This window comes from Microcoleus sp. D3_18a_C4, assembly GCF_036702415.1.
GTDB lineage: Bacteria > Cyanobacteriota > Cyanobacteriia > Cyanobacteriales > Microcoleaceae > Microcoleus.
The window spans coordinates 1-16492 of the sequence record NZ_JAUBTI010000031.1; the positions used below are offsets into that span (position 1 = coordinate 1).

General features: G+C 46.6%; 14 protein-coding genes. 6 read left to right on the forward strand and 8 right to left on the reverse strand.

From position 1 onward, the window contains the following. Positions 1 to 180: 180 nt before the first annotated feature. From QUB16_RS15775 to QUB16_RS15810, 8 genes are all read right to left on the reverse strand, one after another. Positions 181 to 1458, reverse strand: a complete 1278-nt coding sequence (locus QUB16_RS15775) for a bifunctional sterol desaturase/short chain dehydrogenase (RefSeq protein WP_333317431.1) — start codon at positions 1456 to 1458, stop codon at positions 181 to 183. A 73-nt stretch (positions 1459 to 1531) separates the two neighbouring features. Further along, entirely contained in the window at positions 1532 to 2158 is a 627-nt protein-coding gene (locus tag QUB16_RS15780; protein ID WP_333317515.1) for a restriction endonuclease subunit R, read from the reverse strand. Positions 2159 to 2181: 23 nt separating this feature from the next. After that, a complete protein-coding gene (locus QUB16_RS15785; RefSeq protein WP_333317433.1) occupies positions 2182 to 2805 on the reverse strand; it encodes a restriction endonuclease subunit R in 624 nt (207 codons plus the stop codon). 105 nt (positions 2806 to 2910) lie between these two features. Then, positions 2911 to 3807, reverse strand: a complete 897-nt coding sequence (locus QUB16_RS15790; protein WP_333317435.1) for a polysaccharide deacetylase family protein — start codon at positions 3805 to 3807, stop codon at positions 2911 to 2913. Positions 3808 to 4067: 260 nt separating this feature from the next. Further along, the gene (locus tag QUB16_RS15795; RefSeq protein WP_333317437.1) at positions 4068 to 5711 is read right to left on the reverse strand and encodes a family 10 glycosylhydrolase; all 1644 of its coding nucleotides are present in this window, start codon (positions 5709 to 5711) and stop codon (positions 4068 to 4070) included. 359 nt (positions 5712 to 6070) lie between these two features. Then, a complete protein-coding gene (gene psb27 / locus QUB16_RS15800) occupies positions 6071 to 6469 on the reverse strand; it encodes a photosystem II protein Psb27 (protein WP_333037005.1) in 399 nt (132 codons plus the stop codon). A gap of 148 nt (positions 6470 to 6617) precedes the next feature. Beyond that, positions 6618 to 7871, reverse strand: a complete 1254-nt coding sequence (locus QUB16_RS15805; protein ID WP_333317517.1) for a DNA replication/repair protein RecF — start codon at positions 7869 to 7871, stop codon at positions 6618 to 6620. Positions 7872 to 8121: 250 nt separating this feature from the next. Beyond that, on the reverse strand, positions 8122 to 10947 hold the full coding sequence (locus QUB16_RS15810) for a cation-transporting P-type ATPase (protein ID WP_333317439.1): 2826 nt from the start codon (positions 10945 to 10947) through the stop codon (positions 8122 to 8124). Between the two features lie 788 nt (positions 10948 to 11735). On the opposite strand from QUB16_RS15810, the gene QUB16_RS15815 reads away from it, so the two are divergent. The 6 genes from QUB16_RS15815 (at position 11736) to QUB16_RS15840 (ending at position 16153) form a co-directional block, all read left to right on the forward strand. Then, complete coding sequence (locus QUB16_RS15815) at positions 11736 to 11906, forward strand: hypothetical protein (RefSeq protein ID WP_333244972.1); 171 nt, start codon at positions 11736 to 11738, stop codon at positions 11904 to 11906. A gap of 512 nt (positions 11907 to 12418) precedes the next feature. Beyond that, positions 12419 to 12937, forward strand: a complete 519-nt coding sequence (locus QUB16_RS15820) for a phycocyanin subunit beta (RefSeq protein WP_333037001.1) — start codon at positions 12419 to 12421, stop codon at positions 12935 to 12937. A gap of 102 nt (positions 12938 to 13039) precedes the next feature. Beyond that, positions 13040 to 13528, forward strand: coding sequence for a phycocyanin subunit alpha (gene cpcA, locus QUB16_RS15825; RefSeq protein ID WP_006631256.1), 489 nt, complete (start codon positions 13040 to 13042; stop codon positions 13526 to 13528). Positions 13529 to 13676: 148 nt separating this feature from the next. Then, positions 13677 to 14492 (forward strand): phycobilisome linker polypeptide, encoded by an 816-nt coding sequence (locus QUB16_RS15830; protein ID WP_333317441.1) that lies wholly within the window; start codon positions 13677 to 13679, stop codon positions 14490 to 14492. Positions 14493 to 14685: 193 nt separating this feature from the next. Continuing rightward, positions 14686 to 15555: a phycobilisome linker polypeptide gene (locus tag QUB16_RS15835; protein WP_333317443.1), complete on the forward strand. Its 870-nt coding sequence runs from the start codon at positions 14686 to 14688 to the stop codon at positions 15553 to 15555. Positions 15556 to 15856: 301 nt separating this feature from the next. Further along, on the forward strand, positions 15857 to 16153 hold the full coding sequence (locus QUB16_RS15840) for a phycobilisome linker polypeptide (protein ID WP_333317445.1): 297 nt from the start codon (positions 15857 to 15859) through the stop codon (positions 16151 to 16153). Positions 16154 to 16492: the final 339 nt, after the last annotated feature.

Below are 16492 nucleotides of genomic sequence, written 5' to 3' on the forward strand. Positions count from 1 at the left end.
GTCCCGCCCGTCCTTTTTGGACGGGCGGGACGCCCATCCCACAATAACAATTAAAAGTGTAAGTTATTTAATTCGCGATCCTTAGTCGTGACGATGCGAGAAACGCTTTAGTTTTGTAGAATTTAGCAGCAGGGCGGACAGTCACAGCCGCCGCCCCTGCGGAAACCCGGTTTTGGTGGATTAATTAATCTTAGATTCAACGCTAGATTTTTCCGATGTCGCCACTGCTTTAATCTCTGAAATCGCTTTCCGGCTGAAAATTTGGAAGTAAAGAGAAACAAAAAACTCTTTGACTGGAAAAATGATAAAAGTCAAAGGATTAATTGTCACGATGATATTGCGGGCATCCGCTTTAGCTTGTTTGACAACTTGCTGCGCTACCCAGTCAGGAGACATGATGCCGATCGGGTTTAAATTGCTTTTAAACGGCCCTAAAATCAGTTTGCGAACGATGCAGGGTGCGTCTAGCCGCCGCAGGGTGACTAAATCTCCCAGGGCGCGCTTGCTGAGTTCGTAGAGGGGACTGACAGCGGGAATTACTTCTGCCTCGGAAGTGTTGATCCAGACTTCTTTGCAAGCGATGTTTTCGTTAGTGCGGACTGTTAAGAAAAAGAGTTCCATCAGCCGCCACGCGGAAAAAGTGTTAATTTCGTATGAGTTTGCGATCGCCTCTCCTGTTCTTTCTCGCTGTACGTTAATCCCGTGATTGATGACGAGAATATCGATTTTTTCTAACAATAGGGCTAAGTCTGCCTCTTGGCCAGCTTGCCAAGTTACGGTTTTTACAGGTAAATTTTCGCCGTCTACATCCAAAGTAATTTCCTCATTTCCAGAGGAGAGGGCGATTACTTTTGCACCAGCTTTGTGCAGGTGTTTGAGTAGCAAACGCCCTAAAGTTCCCGATGCACCGGTGACGGCTACAGTTTTGCCTTTGAGAGAAAGTGCTGTACCCATAAGTTTATCTATTAAGGTGAAAGTACCGCAATAGTAAGCATTTTGATTGTCGAAGTGATGCCGCCAGTGATAAGGTTTATTAACTAACCACTTGCCAGGGGGAGTCAGGAAGTCTCCCGGTTGGTGGGTGATGTCGGTTAATTCGTCTGCACCTTTGATGCCGCACCCGCGGGCGATCGCGCTCAACAAAAAGCCTAAAGTATAAATACAACCCGCTGCTGCGCCCCAGTGATATTCCGGTAGCCCAAAATAAGCTACAACCCACAGCAACAAGCCCAAAACCATCATCGCCGCACCTTCGGGCACGTCGTGACGCCAGTGTGCTTGCTTGTAAATTGTCTCGCTGACGGGGGTCAAATTCGGGCGGAAAACGCGGTGATGCCAAGTGTGCAGCTTTTGCAGGGGTGCCCAATAATGGGAGACGACGTGATAAAAGTCTCGTATTATTTCTGCCCAGCAGACAGAAGCTATTGCCACAGCGCCGACTATCCAGTAATTTACCATGCTCACATTAGTTTGAAATTTGAGATATTAGAGATTGTCTGTTTTGAAAGATAACTCAAAATGGCTTTTATTGCTAGTCTGGAAGTTGACTCAGGCGTTTTAAAATCTGCAAAACGCGGTACAATTCATTGCCGGGATTGGAAATAACAAATTCTGCCGATCGGGCATACTGGGGATTTTCCCCTCTGACTAACTTCACAAAAGAGAAGTTAGCACCTGTGGCAATCATCCCAAAAGTAGGATTTTCTGGGTTGCGATCTGCCAGCATATATGTCAGGAGTTGTGCGAGTGCTTCGTCAGTTGAAAACGAAAGTTGTTTGGATTCAATTACTGTCACCCACAAGTTTGCTTTCATAATTAGGATATCTATTCTGCCTTCGATGATTCTGCCTTCGTCTTCCTCTTGAATGGCGATCGACTTTTCGGCTTTGACTTGAAAATGAGACTCATACAGACCGGCAATAAACAAAATGGGGCTGATAATTGTTAGCTTGACGGCATTTTCCAATACCGGCGGAGAGTCTACCAAGTTGAAGTATATGTCTTGGACGCGATCGAGCAATTGTTTTTCTGAGTCTGTTACTTCGGGTAAGTTTTCTTGCCATTCTCGGAAAAATTCGCTGTTACGAACTCGCTGCAAGCCAAAGTTATCGATTAGATAGCGGAGGTTGATGTCTCTTGCTTGTAGTTTTTGCAGCATAATTTGCACCATAATTGACTATTTTAAGCTAGTTGACTCAGGCGTTTGAATATCTGCAAAACGCTGTACAGTTCGTTATCGCGTCTGCGAATTGAAAATTGCTCCGACAAAGCATAACGTGGAGTTTCTCCTCTGACTAACTTGACAAAAATAAAGTTACCACCAGTAGTAATCATGCCAAACGTAGGCTTTTCTGGATGAGGACTAGCCCACATATAAGCTAGGAGTTGTCCCATCCCTTCCTCAATCGAAAAAGCTGCTTTTTTGGATTCAATTACCATTACCCAAAACTGGTCTTTTAAGAGTAATATATCAAGTCTGCCTTCGAGGATGACGCCATCGTCTTCCTCTTGAATTTGAATGGATTTTTCAGCTTTTACCTGAAAAGGAGATAGGTAAAAGCCGGCAATAAACAACAGCGGTCCTACTACTGACAGCTTAACTACATTTTCTAGTAAGGGTGGATATGTAAGTAAATTGATAAATCCGGCTTTCAGCCTGTCTAGCAATTGTTTTTCTAACTCGGTGATTTCGGGCAAATTATCTTGAAATTCTCGAAGAAATTGCTCGTCTTCCGCTAGCTGAAGACCGAAGTTGTCTATTAAGTAACGGATGTTTATATCTTTGGCTGCGAGTATTTGTGTCATGGTTTTATTTTTATATAACGATAGTCCTATTATACTGCGATTTTTCTGCATTTTGATATTTTTACAGGTAAGTTTTCACATTTTATAAATTGTATACCGTGCAATTTATTTAGGTTCCAGGTCAGCAATTCGCTGTTTTTGTCCAGCTTGCATTTGCAACAATTGCGGCACGGTTACAAAACGATATCCCTGCTGTTTGAGTTTGGGAATAATTGCAGATAGCGCCTCGACTGTTTGCTGGCGATTGCCGCCGCCGTCGTGCAACAACACGATCGCCCCCGTTGAAGCTTGGGATAGCACGCTACGGGCGATCGCAGGGGCCGGAGGTTGCAGAAAGTCTTTAGGGTCGATCGACCACATCACCACTACATAATTTTTCTTTTTAGCGTAGTTTGCCAAACCGTTATTTAAGCGGCCGCCGGGAGGGTGAAACAAGAAACTTTTTGCCCCAGTCGATCGATAAATATGAACACCAGTATTATCTATTTCATCCGATGCTGTTTTTTCGGTAACATTGTGAGAATAGTGATGCCAAGTATGATTGCCGATCGCATTTCCCGCTTGCACAACTCTTTTCGCAATTTCTGGATACTCCCGCAAATTTGCACCCAAACAGAAAAATGTACCCACAACTTGATGTTTGTGCAAAACTTCTAATATTTTCAAAGTTTCAGGCGAAGGGCCATCGTCAAATGTCAGGGCGATAACTTTTGAGTTGTTAATACTGGCTTTATAAACAATTTGGCTGCGAAATTGCGCGGGCGGTGCGAAGACTAAAGGTTGTTGGGAAGGTTTGGGAGAGGGATTTGCGGGGGGAGAAGGGGGTGTTTTGAGTTTTGGGGGTTTCAGGAGGTTTGGAGGCGGATTTTCAACGGGTGCGATCGGTATTAGCGGATTTGAATTAGCGGTTTTTCGGTTTTCCCACAACAGGGAAATTGTGAGGCTCAATCCGATAAGTAGAACGGTTTTAATTACCCATGTTTTATTAATTTTGGGACTCATCAAATAGAGGATTTATTTTGAACAATCTCATTATGCCTGATTGTTCAGCTACGTTGAAAATTTGGTAAATTAATTTTTTTTGCCAAAGGTCGATCGCACTCAAGCAAGACTTAGGCAAAAACCGGGTTTTTTTAGGCAAATCAATCGTGGTTCGCCGCCGATTCCGATAGAAAAACCCGGTTTATTGATCCAAAATCTACGCTTTTAGTCTCCCCAACCATAAAACTAGATGATGACACCCTCTGCGGCCAGAAATATATCTACAATCTGCAAGTTTGCCGTGCCCTTTCATCCTCCGGTTCTTGCCACCCAAAAGCAAAATGACTCACCGCATTAATTTGCGGCGTCGCAGAGCGAATTGCCTGCATTTGAATCTCCAAAGACGGCCGATTTTTGAGAGGTTTTCCCCAATCTCCAGCAATGGCAGGAATAATTTTTGCTCCCGCAGGCGCTAAACTCACTGTTCGCTGCACCTGCGGCACAATGCAGCTTACATCCCCGCAATTTCCGTAAGACATGGCGTGGAATTCCATTGCAGCCGGAAAGGTGTCCCAAGGCTGCAATCTCGAATCATATCCCCCTTGATTTATCGCTTGATTTGCAGTGGGAAAAAACACTGCTCCTACAGGAATTCCCATCCTTTGAGCTGGTTGAATTGCTATTCCCAAAAAATCTAAAATCCCTTGGACTGCGTGAGCAACGCTCAGTTTCCACAGGTCTTTTTGCAGAGTGCCGGTATCGGGAAGCGGCGGTGTCGGTTTTGGTGTGGGAGTTGCAGGGTTGGGCTTGTTAGTGGCGGAAGTTGTTGAGGCCGATCTTAATGCGGCATTCTGGCTTCTAGAAGGTGGAGTTGCTACTGATATTGGCTGCGGAATTCGGCCCTGCCAAAGAGGTTCTCGCTCAGTTGGATACTGTTTGACTACTGCTTGAACGTCATTAGGATTGATAAATCCTTTAGCCAAATACCGCTGAATTAAATCTCGCCCTTGCTGGTTGCTAGCCCGCTGTAAAAGAACTTGCTGCGATGCTGGGCCGTAAATCCACAAGTCTTGAACTTTGGTAGCAACTGAAGCTGGTCCGATGCCCCGTAGATAGCGAATGTAGTCGAATAACATTCCTTGCGGCTTGCGCTTGACTATTTGATTTACTAACAAAGTATAGTCTTGCCGTGCTTGTGGGTTGTACGGATCGATAAAGGCTTGATTGCCCGGAACTTCTCCGAAGTCCTCGTTAATTGCTGCCTCTTCGCTTACTGTTAAACTTGTCTGATTTTTACCGTTGATAGCGAGGGTTTGCTGTCTGTCTGGACGCTGAGAATAGCTATAGCCAAAGTTCATGGTAAATAACCAGGCGTATACTTTTAAACCTCGCTGTTTGCCTTTGGCGATCGCCTTTTCTAACAAGTCGTATTTCTCGTAACCGCGATTTCTCACAACAGAAGGCCAAGCCGTAGGATTGTCGGCGGCTGGGAGCAGCACTTGACCATCGTAAAACACTTCGACATAGACTTGGTTGTAGCCTTTATTCACAACTTTGTCTAATACTCGATCGAGTTCTCCGGGTCTGACATCGCAGGGATACAAACGCAGCCAAACTGCTTGGGTTTCGGGCCAAGTTTTTTTGCGGCATTCTGCTATTTCCCGCGCGTGTTTGTTCAAAACAGCAAAATATGCTTGCTGAGATTCCCGTTTTCCCGACAGCGCGGCGCGGCGCAAGTCTTCTTTTTGATTGACCTGTTCTTGGGATAATTGGCAATAGGCTGATGTTTGGGCAAAAGCTGGTTGATTTCCGATAAACGGCCAAACAAGCTGGCTGATGAAGCTACTGGTTAAAACAGCAGTTACCGCACTTAAAAAGCGTCGCTGGTGTTGAAAATTCGCGATGCGAGTTGGTGCAATTTTCATGGGAGAGTTGGAGGGGGTTTTCTGGTTTAAATTGGGTGGCGATCGCATTTTTGCGATCGCGCTCAACAAGCAGCTACAAATTTTCTACTTTTTTCTGTTGACCTAGTTATGGCACAAGTCGATCGCACAATGCAAATTCTATCTGGAGGCTATTTAAATTCAATAAGGGCGATCGGGTAAGATAAGACTCCGCGATTAAACGGTTTTGCAGTATTTTTTCCCTAAATGCTGCATAAAAAAGCGCCTGGATACAGTGGGCGCTAAAAGCAGTTGATATTTCTACTAAAAATTGTTAACACTCAAATATCAAGGATGCAAGATGAATTATTAAAATTTATCCTCGATCCTAAATTTTGAGATTAAGCTCCTCTGTTAAGAGCAGCTTCAATCTGCTGAAATTCTGACTCAAGACGCTTTTTCAATTTTTCAGGAACGGGACGGTTTGGATAGGAACTGTAATGTCCTGCCAAAGAGTTTAATGCCGTCCGCATTGTCGTGAAAGAGGCCAGCTTGGTAAGAGCGGGATCGCGGCGGTATTCAGCAAAAAAATCGTTGATACTTGTGCGAGCCTGGGCTTGAGCGGCTGCTTTTTCCGGCGTGCCCTCTGGCAAAGTGAGCGCTGTTCTCAAGCTCTTCACTAATGCTAATGTGTCTTGGCCATAATCTCCACTCAGAGTGGCGGGAACATTGGTACAGCCCGCTACGCCGATGACAACAACTAATACCAGGGCTAACAGACGGGAAATGTAATGCTTCATAAGGTGTAGAAAAATGGAAGCGAAAGCGGTAATCAAAATTAACCTTTATCCTATCTCGAATTGAGCTAATAATGCCACTTTCTACAATTTTTGGGTCTAAATACCATGAAACAGAAAATTTGTCAATCTAAAATCTAAAATCTAAAATCTAAAATCGATTGATTTGTCCAGCAACGACGGAGAGAATTTGGGTTTGTCGCAGCCACTGAGCATCAAAAGCGCCTAGGTGAGTTGTAGTAATCAGAGTTTGAAATCGTTCTTGAATTGTTTCTAAAAGTTGATTTTGGCGGCTCAGATCGAGTTCTGCAAGTACGTCGTCGAGCAAGAGTAAAGGCGCTTCGCCGACGACTTCTTCAATAAGCTGCAATTCGGCTAATTTTAATGCTAATACCAGAGTTCGCTGCTGACCTTGGGATGCGTATTGACGAGCTGGGGTATTGTTAATGGTAAATGTAATGTCGTCGCGGTGGGGGCCGACTAAAGTGGTTCCTTGAAACTGTTCGGCGATCGCCCTTTTTTGAATTTTCTCTAAAAATGCTTGCCGCACTCCTTCGAGATTGTCTTTAGCGATAAATTCTGAACTTACTTCAATATTAGCATCGTATTTTACATCTAAAACTTCTGCTGAACCGCTAATTGAACGGTGCCAATTTCGAGCTAAAGGCATCAAACGCTCCAAAATTCGATCGCGCCTGCGGATGACGCGAGCGCCCGCTGTCGCCAACTGCGCGTCCCACAAAGCTAATTCCGAACTGGGAATTGGGAATTGGGAATGGGGAATTGGGAATTGGGAATGGGGGATGGGTAAGTCTTCTGTATTCTCCGGTTCGGGACTTTCGGGTGCAATAAATCGCATTTTGTCAAAACCTTCGGAAAATTCCGCTTTCCTGATTTCTTTAGAACGTTTCAACAGAGCGTTTCGCTGGCGCAAAATTTGGTTGTACTGCTGCAAAATGTGAGCGTAAATCGGTTCTAACTGGATGACTAGGCGATCGATCCAATTGCGCCTTCCTTCGGGCCCGCCGCGCACTAAGTCCAAATCCAAACAAGAAAATTGCACTACATTTAAGACGCTCAAAAAGTCTAAATGGCGGCGCAGCGGTTCACCGTTGAGCTTCAGTGTCCGACGCGCCCCAGAGCGAAGAGTTAAAGCTAAGTCGATCGCTCCGGTTTGACGTTCGAGTGTAGCATCAATTTGCCCGATCGGCTTTGAGTCGAGTATTAAATCGCGATCGCGCCCTACCCTGTGGCTTTTTAATGTAGAAAGCAACTCTACCGCTTCTAACAAGTTAGATTTTCCTTGAGCGTTATTTCCTACTAAAATAGTTTTGGGAGCGTCAAACGCTACCTTTTGATCGAAGTAGTTCCGAAACTGCCGTAGGTGCAGCGTTTTTAAATACATAATATAATGACTGTTGACTGTTGACTGTTGACTGTTCACGTGGGTTATTGATAATCACCCTGCCTGAAAAATCTTTGTTTTTATTTGTATTTTTAAAACATAGTTTTTTCAGTCCTCATAGCGAGGACTTTTGCTTTGAGGCAGGGGTTAAAAACCCCTGCGGGATATCTTGCGGATGTTGAGAAGAGCGCGGAATGAGAGCCATCTAACGAATAATGAAACATCGCTCACTATCCGTCAGCCGTTAACACTATTTCCTAGATTTGTTGTAAAAGCGCACAAACAGTTTTTCCATTTCAATCCAGACAAACATCAGAGCGCTGAAACCGAAGCAAACTAGCAACTCAAACCCCGTTAAATAATGAGTGCCGAAAAAGGCTCTCAGCGGCGGAACGTAAATCAGCATTAATTGCAGCATAGTAGTCACAATTACAGCCCCCCACACAAAAACATTAGTGAAGGGATTTAACTCGATAGTTAGCTGAGTGTTAGACCGAATTGCGATCGCGTGACCCATTTGTGCCAAACAAAGAGTTGTAAACACCATTGTTTTCCAAGCTTCGGGATCTCCAACATGGTTAGGGTTGGTGGTATATCCGTAAGCCCAGGACATCATTGCGATCGTCAAAATTGCAAAAATAATCCCGACCCGAATCATGTAAGAACCCAAACCCCGCGCAAAAATACTTTCTCGCGGACTGAAAGGAGGCCTTTTCATCACGTTCGGTTCCCCCGGTTCCACGGCCAAAGCCAAAGCGGGAACGCCGTCTGTTACTAAGTTCATCCACAAAATTTGCAGCGGCGTCAGCGGCACTCCTCCCAAACCCATTAAAGGTGCGGCCGCAATTGTCAAAACTTCGCCGATGTTGCTGCCCAAAATGTACTTAATAAAGCGGCGAATATTGCTATAAACCACTCGCCCTTCTTCAGCGGCGGCGACAATAGTTGCGAAGTTGTCGTCGAGGAGCACCATATCGCTAGCTTCTTTGCTGACATCGGTGCCGGTAATCCCCATTGCGATGCCGATATCGGCTTGTTTCAAGGCGGGGGCGTCGTTAACGCCGTCGCCGGTCATTGCGACAAATTTGCCCCAACTTTGCAAAGCTTGGACAATCCGCAATTTGTGTTCTGGGGAGACGCGGGCGTAAACGCTAACCTGTTCGACTTGCTGTTTGAGTTCTTCTTGGCTGAGCTTTTCTAATTCTTGACCGGTGAGAACTCGATCGCCCTCTGTTGCAATACCTAAATCGTAGGCGATGGCTTTTGCTGTCAACTGGTGGTCTCCTGTAATCATCACCACCCGAATGCCAGCATTGCGGCACTTCACCACAGCTTCCCGCACTTCCGGCCGCGGGGCGTCCAGCATACTGACGAGTCCCAGCCAAATCATGTCTTGTTCGCTGGTTTCCTCAGAACCTTCGGGAGGCAGGTTTTCCCAGAGTTTGTACCCAAACCCGAGGACTCGCAAACCGCCGCTTGCCATGTTGTTGTTTTCGACGAGGATGCGATCGCGCATTTCCTGGGTTAAAGGTTGTACTCGATCGCCGACTATAATGCCTTTGCAGCGTTCCAAAGTCAACTCTGGAGAACCTTTGGTCAGCATCAAATAATTCGGCTGCTGTCCTTCCACTGCTGGAAATCCGGAATGTCCCGATCTGCCGGGCACTTCGCAAATCACGCTCATCCGCTTGCGTTCGGAAGAAAAAGGAAATTCCGCCGTCCGCGGCAGCAATTGAGACTGTTTTTCCTTATAAATGCCTGCTTTTCCCGCTACACAAAGCAGAGCTCCTTCTGTGGGGTCGCCTAAAATCTGCCATTCTTGCTTTTCTTGTTGCAATACTGCGTCGTTGCAAACTGCACAGGCAATTAATAAAGATTCGAGTTCTGGATATTCCTCTAAATTATTAATTTTGGTCGATGTCAGGCGATCGGTAAAATCTCCGATCGGGGCATAGCCGGATCCTGCTACGGCGACTGTGCAGTCGCCCGTAGACACTAGCTGAACTACCATTTTATTTTGAGTCAGAGTACCTGTTTTGTCAGAACAAATGGTAGTTACCGATCCCAAAGTTTCTACTGCAGGCAGTTTGCGAATCAGGGCGTTTCGTTTCACCATCCGCCTAGTTCCGAGTGCCAGAGTGACTGTCACGACTGCTGCGAGTCCTTCGGGAACCACAGCCACAGCCATGCTTAGAGAAACTTCTAACAACTCTTCAAACCTGCTGGTATCGAAGCCGATGCCGCCGTTTTGGAAGGTAATCATGCCGCCGATGACGACTATTGCGACTAAGGCTAGGGCACCGGAGACTAGAACATTTCCCAACTGGCTCATCCGCTGTTGCAGGGGAGTCGGTTCGGTTTCTACTGACTGAAGCATGGTGGCAATTTTGCCGAGTTCAGTTTTCATTCCGGTGTTGGTGACGATCGCCTTTGCTCGTCCCTGAACAACTTCTGTGCCCTGAAAAATCAGGTTGAGTCGATCGCCCAAGGAAGCATCTTCTGGAAGTTCTAGCTCTGCTTGCTTGGTAACTGCTAGAGCTTCTCCTGTCAAAGCAGATTCTCTGACTTGCAGATTTGATGTTTCGATCAAGCGTGCGTCTGCTGCTATTTTTACCCCAGCCTCTAACAGCATCACGTCTCCAGGTACGAGTTCCTTGGCTGCTATTTCCGAAGTTTTGCCGTCCCGCACGACTCTGACTAGGGGGGAAGCGAGGTTTTTGAGGGCTGCGAGGGCTTTTTCAGCACTTTGCTCTTGGAAATAGCCGAGAATGCCGTTGAGTATGACGATCGAAAAAATGGCGATCGCATCTTTGGGAAAAGTATTCGACCTGATGTCCAAAAAAGCCGAAATCACGGCCACACCCATCAGCATCAACAACATGATGTTGGTGAACTGATCGACAAAAATCGACCACGGACTGCGGCCTCCTGTTTCTTCGAGTTCGTTGGGGCCGTATTGCTGCAAGCGTTCTGACACCTGTTTGCTGCTCAAGCCAGCGTCTTTGTTGCTGCTTAGCTGCTGGAGAGTTTGGTCAATTGCTACGGTGTGCCAAGAAGAGGGAGAATTTGAAGACATAAATTACGAGCGATCGTGGGGAAATTAGGCGAATGAGGCCGGACAGCTACAGCCGATCCATCTGGCTGATTACAGTGAGAGACTTTTCAGTTTTGAGTTCTGAATAAAAAACTGTTCACATTAGGACTGGTTTTGGGCGGTTCGATGCCGGGGAAGCAAAAAGCTTTCAACTTCACTGCGTCTGGTGGCTCGATCGCGCCGTTTGTAGACCTACGGCTGTTTTCGTATAGTAAACGAATTCTTGTAAACTCAAAGAAGATAGCGGTAGACAGTGGTAGTATGTAATAGGATAGGCTACCGTTTGAAACCAGCGCCGAAGCATGGGACTAAGCGAAAAAGTTTCCTAGTAAGCGTAACGGCTCAGCTCCCAAAAGCGTAACGCATTGAATAGCGCTTTCAATATTTTGTTGAAAGCTTTGAGAGATACCTCCCGATCAGGGTTCGCTAAAAGCGATGCCTGATCTGCCATACACAGTAGATCGAGGCGCAATCCTGGATTTACCGGGTTAAATGTATCTGATAGCACCTATCCACCTTACCAAAAATAATGGGTTTAAAGCCCCGTCCTTCGCTTGACGGAAGGCCAAGCAGTGATTCTTGGAATCCCGCGGTACGGCCGGGGAGGATGTCAATATATAGATGAAGAAAGTTTTTTTGCAACCGCTGCAGGACAAACAGTAGATGCTTCCTCTGGGGTCAAATCCAATGACTCCCCAGACCAAGCATCCCCGCGTTATGAAAGACCGGGCCGGGTCTTTCAACTTCCAACGGCTGAGTTTTGTCACTAAATGCTGATATTTCCGGCAAAAGCTGAGGCTGTGGCGATCGGGTTGACAATCTTTGGGATTTTTCCCACACGCAATTCTGCCGCCATCCTGACATGGGGCAGAATTTTTGCTTGTTTCCCTATTCCCCCAGCCTTCTATTACCAAAACTTTAATTTACTTAACACTTCTTAACAATCCCGCTTTTCCACAGAAAGCTAACAAAGGCGATCGGCCCACGGGACGGTTCGGGGGGGTTCTACGGCCACAGCAGGGCGAGCGAAGCAAACTCTTCGTTTATGAGTACCCTCGCGCATCTATCCTAGGAATGAGATTTGCCCGCACTTGCACCCCCAATATTTACCTTCTTAGAGAGATAAGTTTCTGTAATAATTTGTAATAAACAAACGCAGGCGAGCATTGTATAAAGTTATCAGAGGGTTGAAAACGACAGGCCAAAGTTAACAAAAACCCTGATTGACAAGGTTTGTCGCATCTCATAAAAGATGTAAAATTTTCTAAGGTTTCTTAAACCTCCGTTGCAATGTAACAATAGTGCAGGTAGCGGAAAGGGAGAGATCGATGGGACCAGCAGATTAGCTGGCATCAAATTTCAACCCTTGCAGGCACTCGTAGCCTGAACAAATTTAACTTAACGGTTTTATACCGCAACCAAACTCAATTAACTCAAATAGGAGAGTTCTTTCATGTTTGACGCATTTACAAAAGTGGTTTCCCAATCTGACGCTCGGGGCGAATTTCTAGCTCAGGGTCAACTAGATGCTCTCAGCAGCATGGTTTCCGACGCCAACAAGCGGATTGACGCAGTAAACCGCATCACCGGCAACGCATCCAGCATCGTAGCCAATGCAGCTCGCACCCTGTTCGCTGAACAGCCTCAACTGATCGCTCCTGGTGGTAATGCTTACACCAACCGCCGCATGGCAGCTTGCTTGCGCGATATGGAAATCATTTTGCGCTACGTCACCTATGCAACATTTGCAGGCGACGCCAGCGTTTTGGACGACCGCTGCTTGAACGGTCTGCGTGAAACATACCAAGCTCTGGGAGTTCCCGGTGGCTCAGTTGCAGCCGGCGTGCAAAAAATGAAGGAAGCAGCAATCGCGATCGCTAACGACCCCAACGGTGTTACCCGTGGTGATTGCAGCTCGCTGATGTCTGAAATCGGCAGCTACTTCGACCGCGCTGCCAATGCAGTCGGCTAAAAATAGCCCAGCGAACCTTTCTTGTAAAGAAGCGAGCATCGCATTTTTGCAAACAATCATTTTTGTACAAAAACAACACAACATTAGGGAGAAACCAGAACAATGAAAACCCCTTTGACTGAAGCAGTAACCGCAGCCGATTCTCAAGGCCGTTTCCTGAGCAGCACTGAACTCCAAGTCGCTTTCGGTCGTTTCCGCCAAGCAGCAGCCGGTTTGGAAGCAGCCAAGGCTTTGACCGCAAACTCTCAGCGCTTGATCGACGGTGCAGCTCAAGCTGTGTACAACAAATTCCCGTACACACAACAAATGCAAGGCCCTAACTACGCTTCTACCCCAACCGGTAAAGCCAAGTGCTCTCGCGACATCGGCTACTACCTCCGCATGGTAACCTACTGCTTAGTTGCAGGCGGCACCGGTCCGATGGACGAGTACCTGATTGCAGGTGTTGACGAAATCAACCGGACATTTGAATTGTCTCCTAGCTGGTACGTTGAAGCTCTCAAGTACATCAAAGGCAACCACGGTCTGAGTGGCGACGCTGCAACTGAAGCGAATTCCTACATCGACTACGCAATCAACGCTCTGAGCTAGATTTGCGTGATGCCCGGAATTGTAAGCTGCTGTTAGCTTAAGTGTTAGCGGTTGTTTAGAATTCCGGGCATCTGCGATCTAAGCCTAGTTTTGCAAATACTTTTTTAAGCAGTTTTCAGTTTTTAAAGCAAAAAAGGGAGAAGCAAAGATGGCGGGATTAGGTGCGGCAGAACGGTTGGGAATAAAAGCATTTGAAGAAGCGGGACGGGTAGAACTGCGCCCCCACTGGACGCAAGACGATGCGAAAGCAGTAATTCGCGCTGCTTACAGCCAAGTTTTCGGCAATGAGTATTTAATGTCGAGCGAACGACTTACCAGTGCTGAATCTCTGCTGCTGCAAGGGCAGATTTCAGTGAAAGATTTTGTGCGGTCAATTGCACATTCCGAAACTTATCGGAAAAAGTTTTTTTATCCGAACTCGCAAACGCGGTTAATTGAGCTTAATTACAAGCATTTGTTGGGCCGCGCTCCTTACGACGAGTCGGAAATTGCTTTCCACGTTGATTTGTACAATGCAGAAGGCTACGAAGCTGAAATCAATTCTTACATTGACTCAGTTGAGTATCAAGAAAATTTTGGCGAAAGTGTAGTGCCTTACTATCGCGGTTTCGCGACTCAAAGAGGTCAAAAAACCGTCGGTTTTAACCGGATGTTTCAATTGTACCGGGGTTTTGCTTCTAGCGATCGCGCCCAAAACCAAAAGCAAGCGCGGCTAACCTGGGAAGTTGCCAGAAATACGGCTTCGCCCATCTCCACCGCCTCCACCGGAAAAGCCCTTGGTGGCACCTCCGGCGGTTCTCGCGGCCAACTCTACCGAGTCACCGCAATGCAAGGTTCGGCTAAGTTTTCCCCTCAAGTGCGCCGGACTACTACGGAATATCTCGTGCCTTACGAGCAACTTTCGAGCCGCTTGCAGCAAATCAACAAACGTGGCGGCAAAGTGGTAAGTATTACCACAGCTTAAAGTTTGTGTATCGACGTTTTTTTGAAACGTCTTTAGCAAATTAGGACTAAGGCTAAAAAATTCTTCAATTTTATGTGGATATGTAAGGTGTGCAGTGTACACCCTACTTTGAGGCATATTATCTTTAGTCCTAAAAATTTCAAGTGCAACCAAGCATTAAACTTTTGTCATTAATAATTTAGGAGAAAATCTGGTGGCGATTACAACAGCAGCGTCCAGACTAGGAACATCCGCATTGAGCGATGCGCCGAAGGTAGAACTGCGCCCAAACTACACCAAAGACGACGTTGAAACTGTGATTCGTGCGGTTTACCGTCAGGTGCTAGGCAACGACTATTTAATGAAATCCGAGCGACTTATAAGTTCCGAGTCTTTGCTGCGGGACGGAAGTTTGACTGTACGAGAATTTGTACGGGCTGTAGCTAAGTCAGAACTGTACAAAACCAAGTTTTTCTACAACAGCTTCCAAACTCGGACGATCGAACTAAACTACAAACACTTGCTCGGTCGCGCTCCCTACGACGAATCTGAAGTAGTTGAGCACTTAGATTTGTACCAAACACAAGGCTACGACGCTGATATTGATTCTTACATCGATTCAGTAGAGTATCAAGAAAACTTTGGCGAAAGTATCGTCCCTTACTACCGCGGCTTTAACACCCAGCGCGGTCAAAAAACCGTCGGTTTTACCCGGATGTTCCGGTTGTATCGCGGCTATGCAAACAGCGATACATCTCAACTAGAAGGCAATAACTCTCGCTTAGCTGTCGAACTCGGCACTAACACCGCTACGGCTGTAGTTGGGCCCTCTGGCGGTAACGAAGGTTGGGCATATCGGCCTTCTGCCAGAAACGTAACTCCCGCCAGCACTTTCGGCGGCGCGGCAGCTTACGGCAAAGAAGGACGGCTGGTGCGCGTGGAAGTTTCGGGCATTCGCACGGGCGGCTATCCCAGCGTGCGCCGCAGCAGCAAGGCTTTCATCGTACCTGTTGAGGAGTTGTCCTCGCAAATGCAGAAATTTCAACGCATGGGCGCGAAAATCGCCAGCATTACTCCAATTTAGTCAGTTGGCAGTTGGCAGTTGGCAGTTACTAGCTTTTAGTCCAATACGGTTCAGTTAAAAGTGTTTATTCCTCGGAGATCCCCCTAAATCCCCCTGATTGTTGGGGGACTTTGAGTAACTTCTTGTCCCACCCCCTACTCCCCTTCTTAAGGGGGGCTAGGGGGGATCGGGCTTAACTGAACCGTATTGGCTTTTAGTCAACAGTCAACAGTCAACAGTCAACAGTCAACAGTCAACAGTCAACAGTCAACAGTCAACAGTCAACAGTCAACAGTCAGAATTACCAATTACCAAGAAGCTTATGTTGGGTCAAATTGTAGGTGGAAAAAGTGGCAATACAGCTTCGGCTGGTCGCTGCTTTCGGTATGAAGTTGTCGGCTTGCGCCAAAGCGATGAAACAGATAATGTGGATTATTCGATTCGATCGAGCGCGAGTACATTTATCAACGTGCCTTACAATCGGATGAATCAAGAAATGCAGCGGATTACTCGCATGGGCGGGAAAATTGTCAGCATTCATCCTTTAAACGCGGGTGCAGAATCATCCCATGAGTCATCCCATGAATCATCCCATGAATCATCGCACGATCACCAATAGTTTGGTTGCAGGGGCGATGAAAATCGCTCCGACACAAGCTAGAAGGGGCGATGAAAATCGCTGCTAGACAAACAAAGTCCACTCCAAGCGGACTAAGAGTTAATGTAACCCGCCCAGGCGGGTTTTGTCTGTTTAGTAGCGATTTTAATCGGCGAGTTTCCCTAACCCTTGCAGGTTTTTTCTGTGTAGCAGCGATTTCAAGAGACTGTTGGCGAATTCACATAGGGTTTCACCCCTCACCTCTGAAACCAGCACTCGCGGTGTTTCTCACATAGATGTAGTAGGTTGGGTAGAGCGTCAACGAACCCTACGCAACGCTTGGCCCAACACATTATTTTA